The sequence below is a fragment of the Undibacterium sp. 5I1 genome (assembly GCF_034314085.1).
Lineage (GTDB): Bacteria > Pseudomonadota > Gammaproteobacteria > Burkholderiales > Burkholderiaceae_D > Undibacterium.
Window position 1 is genome coordinate 1557869 of sequence record NZ_JAVIWI010000001.1, and the last position, 16972, is coordinate 1574840.

General features: G+C 44.8%; 16 protein-coding genes. 3 read left to right on the top strand and 13 right to left on the bottom strand.

The window, feature by feature from the left end; all coding sequences use genetic code 11:
* Nucleotides 1-241 precede the first annotated feature (241 nt).
* The 3 genes from flgA (at nt 242) to RGU72_RS06970 (ending at nt 1811) form a co-directional block, all read left to right on the top strand.
* A complete protein-coding gene (flgA, locus tag RGU72_RS06960) occupies nt 242-901 on the top strand; it encodes a flagellar basal body P-ring formation chaperone FlgA (protein ID WP_322119038.1) in 660 nt (219 codons plus the stop codon).
* Nucleotides 902-1014: 113 nt separating this feature from the next.
* Nucleotides 1015-1326, top strand: coding sequence for a flagellar biosynthesis anti-sigma factor FlgM (gene flgM / locus RGU72_RS06965; RefSeq protein ID WP_322119039.1), 312 nt, complete (start codon nt 1015-1017; stop codon nt 1324-1326).
* Nucleotides 1323-1811, top strand: a complete 489-nt coding sequence (locus RGU72_RS06970; protein WP_322119040.1) for a flagellar protein FlgN — start codon at nt 1323-1325, stop codon at nt 1809-1811. The genes flgM and RGU72_RS06970 overlap by 4 nt, the downstream gene beginning before the upstream one ends.
* Before the next feature lie 340 nt (nt 1812-2151).
* Here RGU72_RS06970 and motD read toward each other — a convergent pair whose 3' ends face one another.
* The 13 genes from motD to RGU72_RS07035 form a co-directional block, all read right to left on the bottom strand.
* Nucleotides 2152-2937, bottom strand: coding sequence for a flagellar motor protein MotD (gene motD, locus RGU72_RS06975; RefSeq protein ID WP_322119041.1), 786 nt, complete (start codon nt 2935-2937; stop codon nt 2152-2154).
* A 7-nt stretch (nt 2938-2944) separates the two neighbouring features.
* Nucleotides 2945-3685, bottom strand: a complete 741-nt coding sequence (locus tag RGU72_RS06980; protein ID WP_322119042.1) for a flagellar motor protein — start codon at nt 3683-3685, stop codon at nt 2945-2947.
* Nucleotides 3667-4398: an RNA polymerase sigma factor FliA gene (locus RGU72_RS06985; protein WP_322119043.1), complete on the bottom strand. Its 732-nt coding sequence runs from the start codon at nt 4396-4398 to the stop codon at nt 3667-3669. The genes RGU72_RS06980 and RGU72_RS06985 overlap by 19 nt, the downstream gene beginning before the upstream one ends.
* 6 nt (nt 4399-4404) lie before the next feature.
* Nucleotides 4405-5259 (bottom strand): MinD/ParA family ATP-binding protein, encoded by an 855-nt coding sequence (locus RGU72_RS06990; RefSeq protein ID WP_322119044.1) that lies wholly within the window; start codon nt 5257-5259, stop codon nt 4405-4407.
* Nucleotides 5252-6529, bottom strand: a complete 1278-nt coding sequence (gene flhF / locus RGU72_RS06995) for a flagellar biosynthesis protein FlhF (protein ID WP_322119045.1) — start codon at nt 6527-6529, stop codon at nt 5252-5254. Before flhF ends, RGU72_RS06990 begins: the two co-directional genes overlap by 8 nt.
* On the bottom strand, nt 6526-8610 hold the full coding sequence (gene flhA, locus RGU72_RS07000) for a flagellar biosynthesis protein FlhA (RefSeq protein ID WP_322119046.1): 2085 nt from the start codon (nt 8608-8610) through the stop codon (nt 6526-6528). The genes flhF and flhA overlap by 4 nt, the downstream gene beginning before the upstream one ends.
* Entirely contained in the window at nt 8607-9776 is a 1170-nt protein-coding gene (gene flhB / locus RGU72_RS07005) for a flagellar biosynthesis protein FlhB (RefSeq protein WP_322119047.1), read from the bottom strand. The genes flhA and flhB overlap by 4 nt, the downstream gene beginning before the upstream one ends.
* Before the next feature lie 701 nt (nt 9777-10477).
* Nucleotides 10478-11692, bottom strand: coding sequence for an EAL and HDOD domain-containing protein (locus tag RGU72_RS07010; protein WP_322119048.1), 1215 nt, complete (start codon nt 11690-11692; stop codon nt 10478-10480).
* A gap of 234 nt (nt 11693-11926) precedes the next feature.
* Complete coding sequence (cheY, locus tag RGU72_RS07015; protein ID WP_322119049.1) at nt 11927-12322, bottom strand: chemotaxis response regulator CheY; 396 nt, start codon at nt 12320-12322, stop codon at nt 11927-11929.
* 99 nt (nt 12323-12421) lie between these two features.
* Nucleotides 12422-13498 (bottom strand): chemotaxis response regulator protein-glutamate methylesterase, encoded by a 1077-nt coding sequence (locus RGU72_RS07020; protein WP_322119050.1) that lies wholly within the window; start codon nt 13496-13498, stop codon nt 12422-12424.
* A 40-nt stretch (nt 13499-13538) separates the two neighbouring features.
* Entirely contained in the window at nt 13539-14147 is a 609-nt protein-coding gene (gene cheD, locus RGU72_RS07025; RefSeq protein ID WP_322119051.1) for a chemoreceptor glutamine deamidase CheD, read from the bottom strand.
* Between the two features lie 3 nt (nt 14148-14150).
* On the bottom strand, nt 14151-15044 hold the full coding sequence (locus tag RGU72_RS07030) for a CheR family methyltransferase (RefSeq protein ID WP_322119052.1): 894 nt from the start codon (nt 15042-15044) through the stop codon (nt 14151-14153).
* A gap of 207 nt (nt 15045-15251) precedes the next feature.
* Complete coding sequence (locus RGU72_RS07035) at nt 15252-16958, bottom strand: methyl-accepting chemotaxis protein (protein ID WP_322119053.1); 1707 nt, start codon at nt 16956-16958, stop codon at nt 15252-15254.
* Between the last annotated feature and the right edge of the window lie 14 nt (nt 16959-16972).

Here is a 16972-nt window from a genome sequence, read left to right on the forward strand (position 1 = left end):
TTGATAACAACGCGATAATTTAAGTAAAAGCAATATCAGCGGCTGTTTAAACGGTTTTTGATGCTTTGCATGTTATCCCCGTAAAGGCAAGTCCAATCGTCTAAAAAGAAGACCAAAATACCGTCTATTCCTCGATTTACTTTCCAAGATAAAACCTACAATTTGATTCAATGCTTCCACCGAGAATCCAATGAAAAAGCGATTAATATCGAGATCAATGCTGGCCATCCTAAGCATAATCTTGAGCACGCAAGTCGTTGCCGAGCCAAACAACGCTCAGCAAAATCCCTTGGCGGTGAGAGAGGCAGCAGAAAACTTTTTAAAAACACAGTCCGCCGGCCAATCTGGCGATGTGCGCATTAGCGTTGGGCCACTGGATAGTCGCTTAAACTTAGCTGCATGCCCTAATTTATTGCCATTTTTACCTCAGGGAAGTAAACCTTGGGGCAAGATTACGGTAGGCGTACGCTGCGCAGAACCAACGCCTTGGATTGTGTATCTCACAGCAAATGTGCAAATTACTGGCGATTACTATGTCACTGCGGGATCTTTGGCGATAGGACATGTTCTGACAGCCTCGGATCTAATCAAAACCAAAGGAGAATTATCAAGCCTACCAAATGGTGTTGTGACAAATCCAGAGCAAGCGATAGGCAGGTCAATAACGACATCCGTCACGTCTGGCACTACATTAAGAGGAGACATACTAAAAAATCCTCCGGTAGTGCAACAAGGACAATCCGTGCGCGTAACCAGTACGGGTAAAGGATTTCAAGTGGCGACTGACGGACAGGCATTAAACAATGCCAGCGAAGGACAAGTAGCAAAAGCAAAGACAATGTCAGGTCAAGTAGTTAGCGGAATAGCCAGAGCTGGTGGGATCATTGAGGTCACCTATTGAATCGGAAATTACCATTTGGAACGATATTTCCTTACTCAAGGTTAAAGTTTAAAATAACGCAGCCGATATACATAACGTAGATGTATATAAATCCGAATAAAGAGGGTAACGCTGTGAAAATTAATGACGCACTACCAAGTACGCCGGCAGTACCAACTGGTACTCAGGTTCGTACTGATCGCTCGCCCGATAAAGCAGAGGTAGCAACGACGCCTTCGCATACGGTGCAGATCTCGCCCCTGTCGACGCAATTGCAGGCTTTACAAAATACTCAGGCTAATAGCGGTGTGTTTGCAACAAAAAAAGTGGAAGAAATTAAGCTCGCCATTTCTGAAGGACGCTTCCAGGTCAACTCAGAAAAAGTAGCTGATGGCTTGCTTGAGACTGTTAAAGATTTATTAAACTCCAGAAAACAATCATCATGAACCTCTCCAGCGCAAAACTACTCCAATTAAATCAATGCCTTGAAGATGAAGTCGTAGAAATGACATCATTATCTGAGTTGTTGAAATTGGAACAAGCTGCGCTAGTTGAAGCACGTGTGAATGATCTAATTGATCTGACTAAAAACAAGAGTCTCATAATAGCAAAAGTGTCAGAATTAGAAAAATTGCGCGCATCAAGCTTAAAAGAATTAGGATTCACTTCAGATAATTCCGGCATGCAGGCATTACTAGAAAAAGCTCCGGCAGAAGTAGAAACATCGAATTACTGGAAAACACTTTTAACAATTTCTGAGCAAGCGCAAGAAAATAACCGCACAAATGGCATTTTAATTAACCGCCAATTCACTCGCAACCAAAACGCATTAAATATACTGCAACAAAATAATCCCGCTGGATCAATGTACGGACCTAATGGTCAGTCCACTGTCAAAAATATGACGGGTCGTGGTGTCGTTGCAGGTTAATTGAACCCAACGACAGTTACTGCGTCAACTCTGGTTTGTCTGCGAAAGTCACAATTAGATAACAATTTTTGATAGCTATATATTGTTTTACAAACTAGGTAGCTTGATATACTCCCCTACCATACCCTCCAAATATATCTTATCGCCTAATAATTATTTGTACGACTAGACTATACTCATAGTGAGTATAGTCTAATCGAGAATGAGTATTTGATCCAGTATTTCACGTTACCTAGCAAAAAAGTAAAATATAACGAGCACGTAGCTGTATTTTTGTGCAAGGCTGATAACTAGTATTGCACTTATACTTGCACTAACACATTACACGCAGATTACAAGCTCAGTTAGTTCTTTTATCGGCAGAGGTAACCGGAACATCAATACCCGATTCCGGCAAAATAGCCAAGATAGTGACAGTGACGCGTCGATTCCTCGCTCTGCCGTCTATAGTGTCATTTGATCCAACTGGCATTTTTGGTCCCTGACCAACTGCAGTCATTCGATTCTCATCGACCCCATTTTCTGTGAACAATCGAACTACGGTGCTTGCACGTACAGCAGATAATTCCCAGTTCGAGGGAAAATTAGTATTTTTGATAGGAAGATTATCGGTATATCCCTCGACCTGAATTGCGTGACTATCTAACTTCAATACAGAAGCGATCGCCGTTAATGCCTGGTTTGAATCATCATTGAGCTTCGCTTCACCAGGGGCAAAAAGCACGCTAGCATTAATTTCTATCGTTACGCCGCGACTAGTCTGAGTTACGCGTACTTTCCCCTCTCTGACCAACGGTTCCAGCACGGCCAAAATATCGCGTGCAATGCCAGTCATTTGCTCACGTTCTTTGCGTAATGGTTCCGCATTTTTGGGTCTGATGATGGGAAGAGGATCTAGCTTAATCGTCGGTTCAACGTCGATATCCCGTTTTACTGATTGCACCAAAACTGCTTTACCGAATGCCCCCGTAAGAGAATTAGACAACACCCGATATTTGCCTTCGTTGACCGATGATATCGCGTACATCACTACAAAAAAAGCAAATAATAAGGTGATGAAATCGGCGTAAGAAACTAACCATCTGTCATGGTTATCATGTTCTTCCTGGTATTTCTTTCTCTTCATGACCAATTTAATTTTTATGGTTTGCCAGGCGCTCTTCGATTACACGAGGGCTATCACCAAGAGCAATGCTATAAAAAATATCTGATAACATCTCGCGCCGGACAACTTCCCGGTGAATAATTTCTTTGAGCTTATTACTAATGGGTAGAAAAAGTAGGTTTGCTAATCCAACACCGTAAATAGTCGCGACAAAAGCGACTGCAATACCACTACCGAGTTTGCTTGGGTCTGTCAGATTCTCCATAACATGGATTAAGCCGAGTACCGCCCCCAAGATTCCTATCGTCGGCGAGTAGCCTCCCGCGGCTTCCCAAATTTTTATTGCTTGTCTTTGCTCCATCTCGTACAAAGAAATATCGACGTCAAGAATGTCTTTTAAGCGGGATGGATCAACACCGTCAATCACCAGGCGTAAGCCTTTGCTAATAAATTGATCTTTACTAGAATCCATGTAGCGCTCAAGACTGAGGAAACCCTCACGACGTGCGACAACACTCCAGATCAAGGCTTCTTGTATAGTTTTTTTACTTGTATCTATTGGCATGGAGATGATCCACCGTAGCATTTTTATGCCACGGATAAACGTGGGCATCCGGCTTTGCAACAAAACAGCGCCAATCGTGCCGACGACAACGATAACAAACGCAGCAGGCTGCACTAAGGAGGATAAGCGTCCACCCTCAATCAGCTGGCCTGAAAAGATGCCGACAACTACTAAGATAAATCCAATTAGGCTAGCCCAGTCCACGCTTTCTCCCTTAACGAAGCCCTGAGTCGGGCTACTGCCTGGCTATGAAGTTGCGATATCCGGGATTCGGATACGCCCATGACGGCGCCTATCTCTTTTAAATTGAGCTCTTGTTCGTAATACAAACCCATGAGTAGCTTTTCTCGCTCGGGCAAACTATCAATCGCGAAGATCACAGCATCACGAAAATCGCCATGCAAAAGATCTTCTAAAGGATCGCCTGAACGATCGTTACAGTAATGATCGAGGAAATGCTCTTTGGTATCTGCATCATGAAAATCTTCGTAATACACGAGTTGATGTCCGCCACTCTCACCCAGCAAATCCTGGTATTCGGCCAGACTCAATTTCAGCAACTTAGCAACTTCCGTTTCTAGCGGTGGACGTCCTAATTTTTGCTGCAATGCGTTCATTGCGTTTTCAATTTTGCGCATGTTTTGGCGCACACCACGCGGCAGCCAATCACTGCTGCGCAATTCATCCAGCATTGCACCGCGTATGCGTTGCACTGCATAGGTTTCAAATTGTGCGCCGTGATTGTCTTCATAACGGTTAACGGCATCTAGCAGACCTATCATACCGGCCTGCACTAAGTCATCAACTTCGACGCTGGGGGGCAATCTCGCTTTTAATTGATAAGCGAGTCGCTTCACTAGTGGAGCATGCTCCGTAAGTAGGGAATTTTTATCTGATTTTCCGCTAGCGGTGTACATAATCAATCAAATTCCGAGACGAATACCTAACTCTGGCAATCCATGTAAACCTAATGTTGAGCGGGCTGTTGATCTTGCGGTCAAGGCAAGCCGCTCAGCTAATTGAGAAAACGCAATAGAGGCACCCGCCAATGGGAATGCATCAATCACCGAACGACCTAAATGCGCTGCTTTTTTCATGTGATCGTCCTCTGGCACGTAGCCAACAAAATGCAAAGGTACTGCTAAATATCGACTAGCTGCTTGTGCCATATTGGTATAAACCAATCGTGCTTCCGGTTCTGTTACACCCGATACTAAAATACCATAAGAACGACGGCCTACGCGGTTATTGACACGTTTAATCAAACCATAAGCATCTTTAATCGTGGCCGCATTGGCAGATACTTGTATTACGACTTCGCTCTCTTCAAATGAAGCTAGCGGGAACGCATCATCGCCATCAATTTCGCTGTCCACAATGACTAAGTCCGCACTGTTTGCAGCAACATCAAAAACACGGGATAAACGCTTAGTATTTTCGGCCGGCAGTCGCGCCAATGCAGTCGCATATTTTGAGAGCATCGTCACAGATAAGCCTGCTGATACAATTTTTACTGCCTCTTGCATTGTACGCCGTTGTCTTGCAACGTCCAACAAGGTCTGCTCGGTATTTGCATTGAGCCACGCGCCAATACTATTGGCCGAAGATCTGGCGTCAACCATCAAGACTTGCTGCCCTTTTCTCGCAAGAGAAGCACCTAAATTAATAAGCATGCCACTTTTTTCTTCGTCACGCAAAGCGGATAAAAACGTGAGCACACGAGGTCTTGGCGCCTCTAACATCCGGCGCAAGCCTTCTGCCTGATCAAAACTAGCCAAAAGACACCTCCCTCAAACCATTATTGGTATTCGCGGCGGAGGCGATAGCCGCATTTGCCATCACCATCGGTAGCTCTTCATCTTGCAATCGATAGGCAGATGTCTCTCGTTTTAATTTGAATGCGCGATCAACCAGGTACTGCTTGTTTGCGATGTGCAAATCCTCAGGCACACGCTGGCCACTGGCGAGATAATAGATATGAAGCTTTTGACGAATTGCGATATCTAACACGCCGCCGATAGTCGCGGCCTCATCAAGCTTGGTCAAAATACATCCCGCCAACCCGCTACCCTGATAAGCCCGAACGACCTCACTGAGTGTCTCGCCTGTAGAGGTCGCGTTTAAACACAATAAGCGTTTCACATTGGCATCTGCACCAGACAACATAGCAACCTGCTCCGTCACCATTTTGTCGCGTTGGCTGACGCCGACCGTATCGATTAATACGGTATGTTTATTTTTTAGTTCAGACAAAGCAATTCGTAAATCAGATTCATCTTTGACCGAGTGCACCATCACGCCTAATATTTTGCCGTAAATACGCAATTGTTCGTAGCCACCAATACGATAACCATCCGTCGTAATCAATGCCAGTTTGGCAGGGCCATGGCGCATCACGCAGCGGGCAGCGAGTTTTGCTGTGGTGGTGGTTTTGCCTACGCCTGTAGGGCCAACCAAAGCATAAACGCCGCCTTTTTCTAAGATTTCGCTCTCATTATTGATGGTAGATAAATTGCGATTTAAGACCGCTTTAATCCAATCCATGCTGCTAGCGACAGTTTCTGAATCTGGCATTTTATCGACGAGATAACGGGACAAGCTTGCACTGAAACCCGTTGCCAGCATCTCCCGCATTACTTCTGTTTTTTGAGGTTGACGCTTTTGGGTATTCGTCCAGGATATCTCCGCCAGCTGCGCTTCCAGCATACTGCGCATAGACCGGATTTCAGTCATCACGTCGGCTAATTCACCGCCACTGACTAAGTTATCTAAGGCGTGTGGCTGAGATTTTGAGAACAGAGGCGATTCGCTGGCTTGCCGTCCCTGTTCAGCCTGCTGTAACCGTGGTGGAAATTTCGCAATCTCTGGGATCGTACGCGAATCCGATGATGTCGCAATTGAACTCATCGTCTCATCTGTCATCGCCAGTATTTCCACTTTTCCATCGACATTACGGTTAGAGAGAATGACCGCATCCGAACCGAGTGCATCCTTCACCATACGAATTGCCTCGCGCGATGTATTCGCTGAAAATTTCTTCACGTTCATAATTGCCCTCCAACCAGGCCGGTAACTCTAATTGTTTTTGTTTCTGGTAATTCTGCTTGCGATAACACTTTTAACTGAGGCAAAGTGCGTCTCAAGAAACGCGACAACAGCGCTCTTAAAGGACCGGGTACTAAGAGAACCGGCGCTAAACCCATCTGCTCTTGATGCTTGGCTGCGGCCTCTGTCTGTGTTGCCAAGGTATCGGCCAATCCTGGCTCAATACCAGCACCATCAGAGCCACTCGTTTGCAATGCTTGCATCAGCAAACGTTCTAACCGGTTATCTAATGTCATGACAGTCAACTCATTGGTGGACGGGAATATCTGCTGCACAATTGCACGACCTAATGCAATACGAACGTAAGTCGTTAGCTCGTTCGCGTCTTGGGTATGCATGCCATGCTCTGACAAGGTTTCGATAATGGTGCGCATATCGCGGATGTGCACACCCTCGATCAAGAGGTTTTGTAATACCTTCTGCAAAATAGAGAGTGGCAATAGTTTGGGCACCAATTCCTCGACTAACTTTGGCGTATCTTTTGCAAGGTGATCCATCAATTGCTGAACTTCATGACGACCTAACAATTCAGCCGCATGCGATGTAATTAAATGGTTGAGATGAGTAGCAATGACAGTACCGGCATCCACTACGGTATAACCCATCGTCTGGGCTTGCTCGCGCATGGCAGCGTCAATCCAGGTTGCAGGCAATCCGAACGCTGGATCTGTAGTAATCGGACCCGGCAAGGTACCAGATACCATGCCAGGATTAATCGCCAGATACTGACCAGTAATTGCCTCACCAACGCCAACCTCAACACCTTTGAGCGTGATCCTATAAGCAGACGGTTTCAATTCTAAGTTGTCTCTGATATGCACAGGAGGCGACAAGAACCCCACCTCTTGCGCAAACTTCTTGCGGATACCTTTAATGCGTCTAAGCAGCTCCCCGCCCTGCCCTTTATCAACTAAAGGAATGAGGCGATAACCAACTTCTAAACCTAAAGTATCTACTGGCAGGATGTCTTGCCATGTTGCTTCTTCCATTTCAGATGGCGCAACTGGCGCTACAACTTGCTCTTCAGGCTTTGCGACGACATCCGATTTTTTGGTTAATAAATAACCGCCACCGATCAAAAGTAAGGCTAACAATAAAAAAGCCACATGTGGCATACCTGGAATCAGACCCATTCCACCAACGATACCACCTGTAATAAACAGCACCTGTGGTTTAGCGAATAATTGGCCTATCAGTTGACCGCCAATATCCTGATCACTGGCAACCCGAGATACGACGATACCTGCTGCTGTTGAAATAATCAGTGATGGGATCTGCGCAACCAAACCATCACCGATCGCCAGCAAAGTATAGTTTTTTAGCGCCGTTGCAAAATCCAGATCATGCTGCACCATACCTACAATTAAGCCACCGACAATATTGATGATAGTGACCATAATGCCTGCCACGGCATCGCCACGCACATACTTACTAGCACCGTCCATCGCGCCATAAAACTCAGCTTCTTGCGCGACTTCGGTACGGCGACGACGTGCTTCTTGTTCTACAATCAGACCTGCATTTAAATCTGCATCAATCGCCATTTGCTTACCAGGCATCGCATCCAATGCAAATCTGGCACCGACCTCCGCAATACGGCCAGCACCTTTGGTAACGACAGTAAAGTTAATAATCGTCAAAATAACGAATACCACAATACCAACTGTATAGTTACCGCCAATCAGAAAATGACCAAAGGCCTCAATCACTTTACCGGCAGCATCTGGACCAGTATGCCCCTCGGTCAACACTACCCGGGTTGATGCCACGTTGAGTGACAAGCGCAACATCGTGCTTACCAATAACACGGTTGGAAACACCATAAAATCTAGTGGCTTGATGGTGTATAAGCTGGTCAGCAAAACAATGATTGCCAAGGCAATATTGAAGCTAAAAAAGACATCGAGCACAAAGGCGGGCAGCGGCAATATCATCATCGACAACATCATGATGATGAGTATCGGTGCAGCAATGGCCTTATTGCTAAATATGCTCATCCAAGCGGGTAATTTAAAACCATTCATGGATTAGCTCCGACGGTATTGGCTGGTTGAGGAGCGTTATTTGGATCAAGTTCGGCAGGAACTGCCAGATCGAAAGGCGCAGACGGCCTGAGGCCACCATGCTGACGGAATGTTTTTAACTGGAAGACGTAAGCCAACACTTCTGCAACGGCGGCGTAAAGTGTTTCTGGGATTTCGTCGCCTAACTCTGTGTGCTTGAACAAAGCACGTGCTAACGGTGGTGCCTCCAGCAAAGGAATATTGTTCTCAGCGGCCAATTCACGAATTTTTGCAGCGACGGCGTCAGCGCCTTTGGCGACCACTCTTGGCGCACCGTTGCTACCATCTTTATATTTTAAAGCGACTGCATAATGCGTTGGGTTGGTGACCACGACATCCGCTGTCGGCACTTCTGACATCATCCGGCGACGTGCCATTTCACGCTGTTGCGCGCGGATTTTGGCTTTAATCTGGGGATTACCATTGGCTTCTTTTGATTCTTGTATAACCTCTTGATGTGTCATTTTGAGCTTTTTGGCATAACTCCACATTTGGTATGGAACATCAATTCCGGCAATCAATACCAAGGCACCGACGATCGATAAAAAACAGATCGCAAGCATGGTTGCCATGTGCGCGCTGCCAGCGGCCAAAGGCTCGGAAGCAAGGCCGAAGATGGCATCTTTTTGATTCATTACGACGATCCAAGCAACCGTTCCAACAATCAGCGCTTTGAGAATTGCCTTAACTAACTCCACACCGGCCTTGGACGAAATCATATTCGTCAGACCAGACAAAGGATTCATACGACTAAAATTAGGTTGCAAGGCTTTAGCACTAAAAAGCCAGCCACCGATTAGTAACGGAGATCCAATCGCAACCAGCATCAACAAACCACCTAGCGGAGCAAAAGCAAGCAACACATCCATCAAGATCATGCCGATGTGAGAAAACAACATATCGTGATCAAACGCCAAAGTTCGCTCCATCGATAATCCATCGATGAGCATATGATTCAACTGTCTGATTAAAGAACCGCCGGACATCCACAAGCCAGCGCCCGCAGCAAGCAAGATCGTGCAAGTAGACAACTCTCTTGAGCGCGGGACATCACCCTCCTCACGCGCCTGCTCTAAGCGCTTGGGCGACGCCGGTTCGGTTCTTTCGAGATCGCTATCTTCGGCCATTACCGACTCCCATCTATTTCTAAGAAGCAAGCAAAACGCTGCTATTACACATTTATACAAGTGTGATTATTGGCGATGTTGCATTCTGTAGATGCGCCGAACAAGTGACGATTTACCCCCTATTTCAGTAAACCAAAAAAAACGGAGCGAGTGAGATGTGACGTAAACTTAGATTTTCAGAAAAGACAGCTTTTTTAAAAGCGACGAAGCACTCTTGATCTGCACGCGCAATAGCGATGGCGTGATTAGAACAAGCAATATTGAAGAGCGGAATCAGAGATAGAACGATGGCTTTTATCTATCGTTCAAATAGTTGAATTAAACGCGAATGCATTAAAGAGGAATTAGAGAAAGAAAATATACTCTCCACGGGTATATTTTATTGTCCAGGTAATCACTGGACAATAGAGCATATTTATCAGAAATGGTGGGGAGTATATTAAATTTAGACTTTCTATTAGACCGCTACCACTTCTTTGCAACCCAGATAGCGTACGGCGCCCAGGGGATTAACGCCATCACGGTTTAAGTACAAACGCTACACCTACAATTGCACCTTTGGCGAACTGCCTTGCGTTGTTCTACTGGAAAATTTTGATTTAAAAAAAGAAGTGTTACAGCTTGCGCGAGATGAGGAAAAACATGGCTCCTCATCTCTGCAATTAAGATATCGTAATTAAGACTTGTTTTGCCTGCCTCTGTTAAAGCGAGGCAATGTTTTTAGCCCAAACTAAAGCCGCAAGATGTGCCGTGTTGACATCTGTTGGTGTAATACGCAGCGACTCTGCTAAAGAGCCAACCAACATACTATTTAACTCACAAGCCTCGGCTAATGCCAAATAAGGGCCATAGCTTCCGCCTCTGGAAATCAGCGCTTCGGTAACAGCTTCTGGTAATTGGATCGTTGATAAAACCTCATCCATAGGCACGCCCAGCAATCTATCCAGCAAAGAGAACATACCGGCAACGAAAAGATTTTCAGCTTCAGATTTGGACATGTGAGGCTGTCCAAGTAACTCTGCAAATCGACCACGGACAATGGCTGTTTCTAATAAAACTGGTGAGTAACCGCTGGTACTTGCGGTCGCCAGCAATACAGATAGCCAGCGATATAAAGGGCTATAACCTAGTATCTGCACAGCATGCTTGAGGGATTGCACTTCTGTACGCAAACCAAAACCAGCAGAGTTGATGTAACGCAATAATTTATACGCTAAAGTAGCATCTCTCTTTACAACAGATTCTAATTGTTGAATGTCAGCGTTTTTCCTGATCATTTCCATTAACTGCAAAATGGTCGTCTGCGCTGTATTTAATCCTTTTTTGTCCGCGCTAGGGCGAGGCGTTAAATGTAGCTTACCAACGAACGACTCTAAGCCAAGCGCAGAGCATGCATCAAAATCCTGCCAAGTTGACACATTGCGAGCAACCATATGTATGGCGGATTGTTTTAACGCTGCATACACCTTTGCCTGAGATGCAAAGTTAGACGCGTTCAACTGGACTTCAATATGAGAAATCTGCATGAAGAAAGATCTCTCCAAGGTGCTCAGATCAGCGCCACGCATACAAATACCATAACCCAAAGCACGTAGTTCTTTTATCGCCTCTAAGGTAGTCGGGTTAGTAAAATCACGTTTTGACAATATCAATACCGTGTTTTTAGGTGGTAATAATTTCAGGCCGTCGGTAAGCAATAGTTCTGGCGCTGCCTCTAAAAATAAGACGCTATCTCCTAGTAAAAATCCAGTTTCTTCATCGTTCAAATTCTCAGCAACAAACTCCATCAAGGAATCCAGATCCTGAATACTCATTGGCGCAGATTGACTTGGACTTTGCCAAGATAACTGGAAGCCGATAACGCGCTGTTTGGGATCAAGCAACGGCTCTCTTACAATGAAATTAGCGTCACTCATAAGGCACAATAGGTATAGTGGAATTAAACAGAAAAAAAGATACAAGATTCAGTAATTAAAAAGCAACGCTATCAAGCAATTCTTACACAGCTCGTTCAGGTAACTAAGCTTAGACGATGACGGCTGTCATGCAACAGCCTGGTCATATTAACGACTTTGGTACAGAGCTCATTTTATGGAATAGTGTTGTCCATATCTACACTCATATTTACTTCTTAATAAATACAAGTTCTGCTATGCAGGCTTTCCTAATTTTTCAAAAATTTTCGATAATTTCTCATCAAGAGTCGCTGCTGTAAATGGTTTCACAACATAACCATTTGCACCTGCTTGAGCAGCCGCAATAATATTTTCTTTTTTCGCCTCGGCAGTCACCATTAATACTGGCAACTTAGCAAGCGCTGGATCAGCACGAATGTGTTGCAACATCGTCAGCCCATCCATGTTAGGCATATTCCAGTCAGAAATCACGAAATCGAAATCACCACTTTTCAATTTGGCTAATCCCATGGCACCATCCTCTGCCTCATCGACATTAGAGTATCCAAGCTCTTTAAGCAAATTACGTACAATACGGCGCATCGTTGAAAAGTCATCAACAACTAAAAATTTGAGATTCTGATCGGCCATAAATTACTCCATTATTTCTTTAAGTATAGTTATAAACATTATCTGTCAAATTAATACAAAGTGGTGAGCAAAATCCACAAGAATATGAATTTTGCTCACTTAAACGCGCAAGGCTCGACTACCGTGTAACGCAAGATAATGCAAAACCTTGGTTGGCAACTCATTTAAGGGACCAACTTCATGTGTCGCACCGATTGCGATTGCTTCTCGAGGCATTCCAAATACTACACAAGTTGCTTCGTCTTGGGCAAAATTATAGGCGCCTGCGTTTTTCATCTCCAACATACCAACAGCACCATCCTTGCCCATTCCGGTCAGAATAACGCCAACTGCATTTTTACCGGCATAGGTGGCCGCAGAGCGAAACAAAACATCTACAGAGGGGCGATGTCGGTTCACTGCAGGACCGGCATCTAGCTGGGTCACATAATTTGCGCCACTCCTGGCCAAAAGCAAGTGGGAATGGCCAGGCGCAATATAAGCATGTCCTGGCAATACACGCTCGCCACCAGCGGCCTCACTAACTGAAATTTTACAAAGCCCGTCTAATCTTTTAGCGAAAGAACGAGTAAAACCCTCAGGCATATGTTGAGTGATTAAAATCCCAGGGCAATCCGAGGGCATTTGAACTAAAAAATTCTTGATCGCTTCTGTTCCACCAGTAGAAGCGCCAATGATGATGAGTTTTTCACTACTGGTCAGCGGATTTTTCACCATTGGCAGTGCAGTTAAGTCACCTTTATTCAAATCACTTGCATGAACTGCCCGTGGTCGAATTCGCGCCTTTGAAGCAGCACGAATTTTATCGGCAATCAGTTCTGCATATTCCAACATACCGCTTTGAATCGATAGCTTTGGTTTGGTAACAAAATCGACTGCGCCCAGTTCTAGCGCTCGCATGGTGATTTCAGATCCACGCTCAGTCAAAGACGAAACCATAATGACTGGCATCGGTCTAAGGCGCATGAGTTTTTCTAAAAAATCTAGCCCATCCATCTTTGGCATTTCAACATCAAGCGTCAAAACATCTGGATTTGTTTGCTTGATCAAATCCCTGGCGACCAACGGATCGGGCGCGACGCCAACGACTTCCATATCGGGCTGTCTGCTAATGATCTCACTGAGAACGCTCCGTATTAGCGCCGAATCGTCCACAATCAATACTTTAATTTTCATCACATACTCCGCGCGTACAACAGTCTCTTATTATTTTTGCTTAAAACAAATCAATTTCACCACTAACAGGCGTGGCTTTGAGTCGACTGGCGTAATCATTTTCGCGTTTCCTCAACGTATCATTGTGTTCAACTTTGAGCTTCTTCACAAGAACCTTACCTGTTTTTGGAAAAAAATATACTTTGCGAGGGTAGATGTCGTTTAAGTCCTCAGCAATAACGCGCATTCGCTCAGCGCGCAAATAATCGAGCACAAATTTCGCGTTTCTTTCACCAACATTGATCGCAGTAAACCCTCTCAAAACATTACCCCCGCCAAATACTTTGGCCTCCATGTTTTCGCGTTTAGCACCCGCTTTTAATAATTCATTGATCAGAACTTCCATTGCATAGGTACCGTAGCGCATTGATGCAGAAACAGGATTATCAGAATCTGCTCCGCCATCTGGCAGCATGAAATGATTCATCCCTCCGACACCAGAAACACGATCCCTTATGCAAGCGGAGACGCAAGAACCAAGAACGGTAACAATCAACATATCTTTTCCTGTGAAATAAAACTCACCAGGCAAAATTTTTGCAGCGTCACAATCAAAGGTACGGTCGTAATAAATATTCGTAGCGAAATGCTCTTCACTTAACTGGCTCATGGCTTAACCTTTGTTCGAATGGCGCGAAACTGCTTTACTACGTACTTCATGTTCACTTGCCAGCTCGTAGACTGTTTTGCCTCTAAGTTTGAAGTCATCAGATACGTACAAAAAATTCTCAGAATGTCCAGCAAAGAGTAAACCATCTGATTTCATTAATGGGACGAATTTTTTTAGAATTGCACCTTGGGTCGGCTTATCGAAGTAGATCATCACATTGCGACAAAAAATAGCATCAAAAACACCATTAATTGGCCAAACATCGGCTAACAGATTCAGCTGTTTAAAAGTGATTAAATCTCTCAACTCTGGCCTAACCCTAACCAATCCATCTTGCGCGCCCTTCCCTCTTAGGAAAAATTTCTTCGCTCTATCTGGCGACATCTTATCCAAGCGATCAAGGTTGTAGACTCCTCTTGAGGCGGTCGCTAATACGTTGGTATCTATGTCGGTTGCGATAATATGCACTGGAGGCTTCAGAGTACCAAATGCCTCGCACAAGGTCATTGCGATTGAATAAGGCTCCTCGCCAGTGGAGCTAGCAGAGCACCAGACGTTAATTGGCTCTTTTATTTTTTTAACGTGTTCGGCAAGTAAGGGAAAGTGATGCTCCTCTCGAAAGAAAGAGGTCAGGTTGGTGGTAAGCGCATTAGTAAAAGCCTCCCACTCAGCTTCAGAATTATCGGTCTCCAAACTATCGAGATAAATAGAAAACGAGTTCATTCCTGTTGCCCGAAGACGACGAGCTAAGCGGCTGTAAACCATCTCTTGTTTACTATCAGCAAGAGAAATTCCAGCCTTTTGATAAATCAAGTCTCTGACGCGATTAAAGTCTTTTGCATTAAAGTCAAATTCCTTTGAGGTCTCGCTCTTACCCTTTTCAGCAGACTTGGTCATTAAATTATCCTTAATATTAAGCATATTGATTAACTCATCATCCTAGATTAAGTTAATTTCAGAAAAATATGCATATACCTGCCTAGGGTAGTTAATCAGATTAAATTTGCACTTTGATGCTTAGGTGTTTTAATTTTTATGATTAACCAAAATTCGATATAACAAAAAAAGTAAATTTAATCATTTTAGTCATTATTAAATACTAAATTAAAACTCTTCCCAGTCATCCGTATTCTCCTTTTTTGCACTTTTACCAGTTGATACGGAAGACTCTGCCCGAGAGGCGATTTGTTTTAATTTTGGTTTAAGGTCTTTTTTCTGGACCACAGGATTCACTCGTATTGACTTTGCCGGGGGAGTGTTACTTGCGGAGGTAAGTTTAAATACGCTAACCGCCTGCGCCAAGGCCTGCGCCTGCTCTTCCATACTCTCTGCTGCCGCTGCTGCCTGCTCTACCAACGCTGCATTTTGCTGCGTCATTTCATCCATCTGCGTAATCGCTAGATTGACTTGTTCTATCCCTGCACTTTGCTCTTGGCTGGCGGCGGTGATCTCGCTCATGATGTCGGCGACATGCTGGACGCTGGTGACAATCTCGTCCATGGTTTTGCCAGCTTCGTCTACCAGTTTGCCGCCTTGGTTGACTTTGTCGACCGAGTCGTCGATCAGAGATTTGATTTCTTTGGCAGCGCTGGCACTGCGTTGGGCGAGATTACGCACCTCTGAGGCGACAACGGCAAATCCTCGTCCTTGCTCTCCGGCTCTGGCAGCTTCTACTGCGGCATTGAGGGCGAGGATGTTGGTCTGGAAGGCGATGCTGTCGATGACGCTGATAATGTCGACAATCTTGCGGGAGCTTTCTTTAATCGAGCCCATGGTGCTAACGACTTGATTGACAACAGCACCACCTTTGACGGCAACACCAGTAGCGGAGACAACGAGTTGATTGGCTTGCCGGGCGTTATCTGCATTTTGCCTGACGGTGCTGGTGAGCTCTTCCATGGAGCTGGCAGTTTCTTCTAGCGAGCTGGCTTGGGATTCTGTTCTGCTGGAGAGATCGGCGTTGCCTGAGGCAATCTCTTGGGATGCGACTGTGATCGTTTCTGTGCCAGTTCGTACTTGACCAACAGTATTAGCCAAACTTTCTGTCATCTCTTTTAAAGCGAATAAAAGAGATGAAACTTCGTCTTTACCACTCACACTAACATGGGCAGATAAATCACCAGATGCAACCTGTTCAGTAACAGAAATAGCTTCTTTTAAAGGCTGCGTAATACTCTTAGTAATAATCCATGCAAAAAATACGGCAATGGCTAGCGCACCAGCTAATACAACGAACAACCAAAAGTTTAGCTTGGTGCTGTTGGCGCCTGAGATTTCAAATACTTGCTTTGATGCAGACTCCTGCAGATCAACTAACTTGTTCATTTCCAAGATAGATTTAGTACTTAATGGATCAATAACCGAGGAGATAATTTTAATCGCGCCTTCAGCATTAAACGCTAGAGCCTGACCGACAGCGTCTTTAAACGGCTTGTCTATTTCCTGATCAATTCTCGCAATCTCTGCAAGAATTTTCTTCTCATCATCATTCAACCCAAGCTTTGACAGTTTATCCTTTGCGTCGTCGTAGCGTTTGCGTTGCAGTTTTACTTTGGCATCTTCTTTCTGCATCTCTGAGACATCGGATTGAATGCCAATATTTCGCATCGCAATACCACCCTCGAGCAAAGAGCTTTTCATAGAATTAACCAAGGCCTGCTTTTGGCTCGCTGTATTTAAGCCTTGAATCATGGTATTTCTGTTTTGTGAAGATAACAGGCTAGCCAGTATCAACACAATAATCAGTCCGCCAATGATGAAGCCAAAACCTATACCTAGTCTTGCACCGATCCGAAAATGACGTAAATTCATAGCCCGAGTCTCTC

What these genes read in the sequence shown, in the direction of transcription:
- RGU72_RS07030 (WP_322119052.1), bottom strand. Translation starts at nt 15,044, where the DNA reads ATGACCAAGTCTGCTGAAAAGGGTAAGAGCGAGACCTCAAAGGAATTT.
- RGU72_RS07020 (WP_322119050.1), bottom strand. Translation starts at nt 13,498, where the DNA reads ATGAAAATTAAAGTATTGATTGTGGACGATTCGGCGCTAATACGGAGC.
- RGU72_RS07010 (WP_322119048.1), bottom strand. Translation starts at nt 11,692, where the DNA reads ATGAGTGACGCTAATTTCATTGTAAGAGAGCCGTTGCTTGATCCCAAA.
- motD (WP_322119041.1), bottom strand. Translation starts at nt 2,937, where the DNA reads ATGAAGAGAAAGAAATACCAGGAAGAACATGATAACCATGACAGATGG.
- flhF (WP_322119045.1), bottom strand. Translation starts at nt 6,529, where the DNA reads ATGAACGTGAAGAAATTTTCAGCGAATACATCGCGCGAGGCAATTCGT.
- flhB (WP_322119047.1), bottom strand. Translation starts at nt 9,776, where the DNA reads ATGGCCGAAGATAGCGATCTCGAAAGAACCGAACCGGCGTCGCCCAAG.
- cheY (WP_322119049.1), bottom strand. Translation starts at nt 12,322, where the DNA reads ATGGCCGATCAGAATCTCAAATTTTTAGTTGTTGATGACTTTTCAACG.
- cheD (WP_322119051.1), bottom strand. Translation starts at nt 14,147, where the DNA reads ATGAGCCAGTTAAGTGAAGAGCATTTCGCTACGAATATTTATTACGAC.
- RGU72_RS06985 (WP_322119043.1), bottom strand. Translation starts at nt 4,398, where the DNA reads ATGTACACCGCTAGCGGAAAATCAGATAAAAATTCCCTACTTACGGAG.
- flhA (WP_322119046.1), bottom strand. Translation starts at nt 8,610, where the DNA reads ATGAATGGTTTTAAATTACCCGCTTGGATGAGCATATTTAGCAATAAG.
- RGU72_RS07035 (WP_322119053.1), bottom strand. Translation starts at nt 16,958, where the DNA reads ATGAATTTACGTCATTTTCGGATCGGTGCAAGACTAGGTATAGGTTTT.
- RGU72_RS06970 (WP_322119040.1), top strand. Translation starts at nt 1,323, where the DNA reads ATGAACCTCTCCAGCGCAAAACTACTCCAATTAAATCAATGCCTTGAA.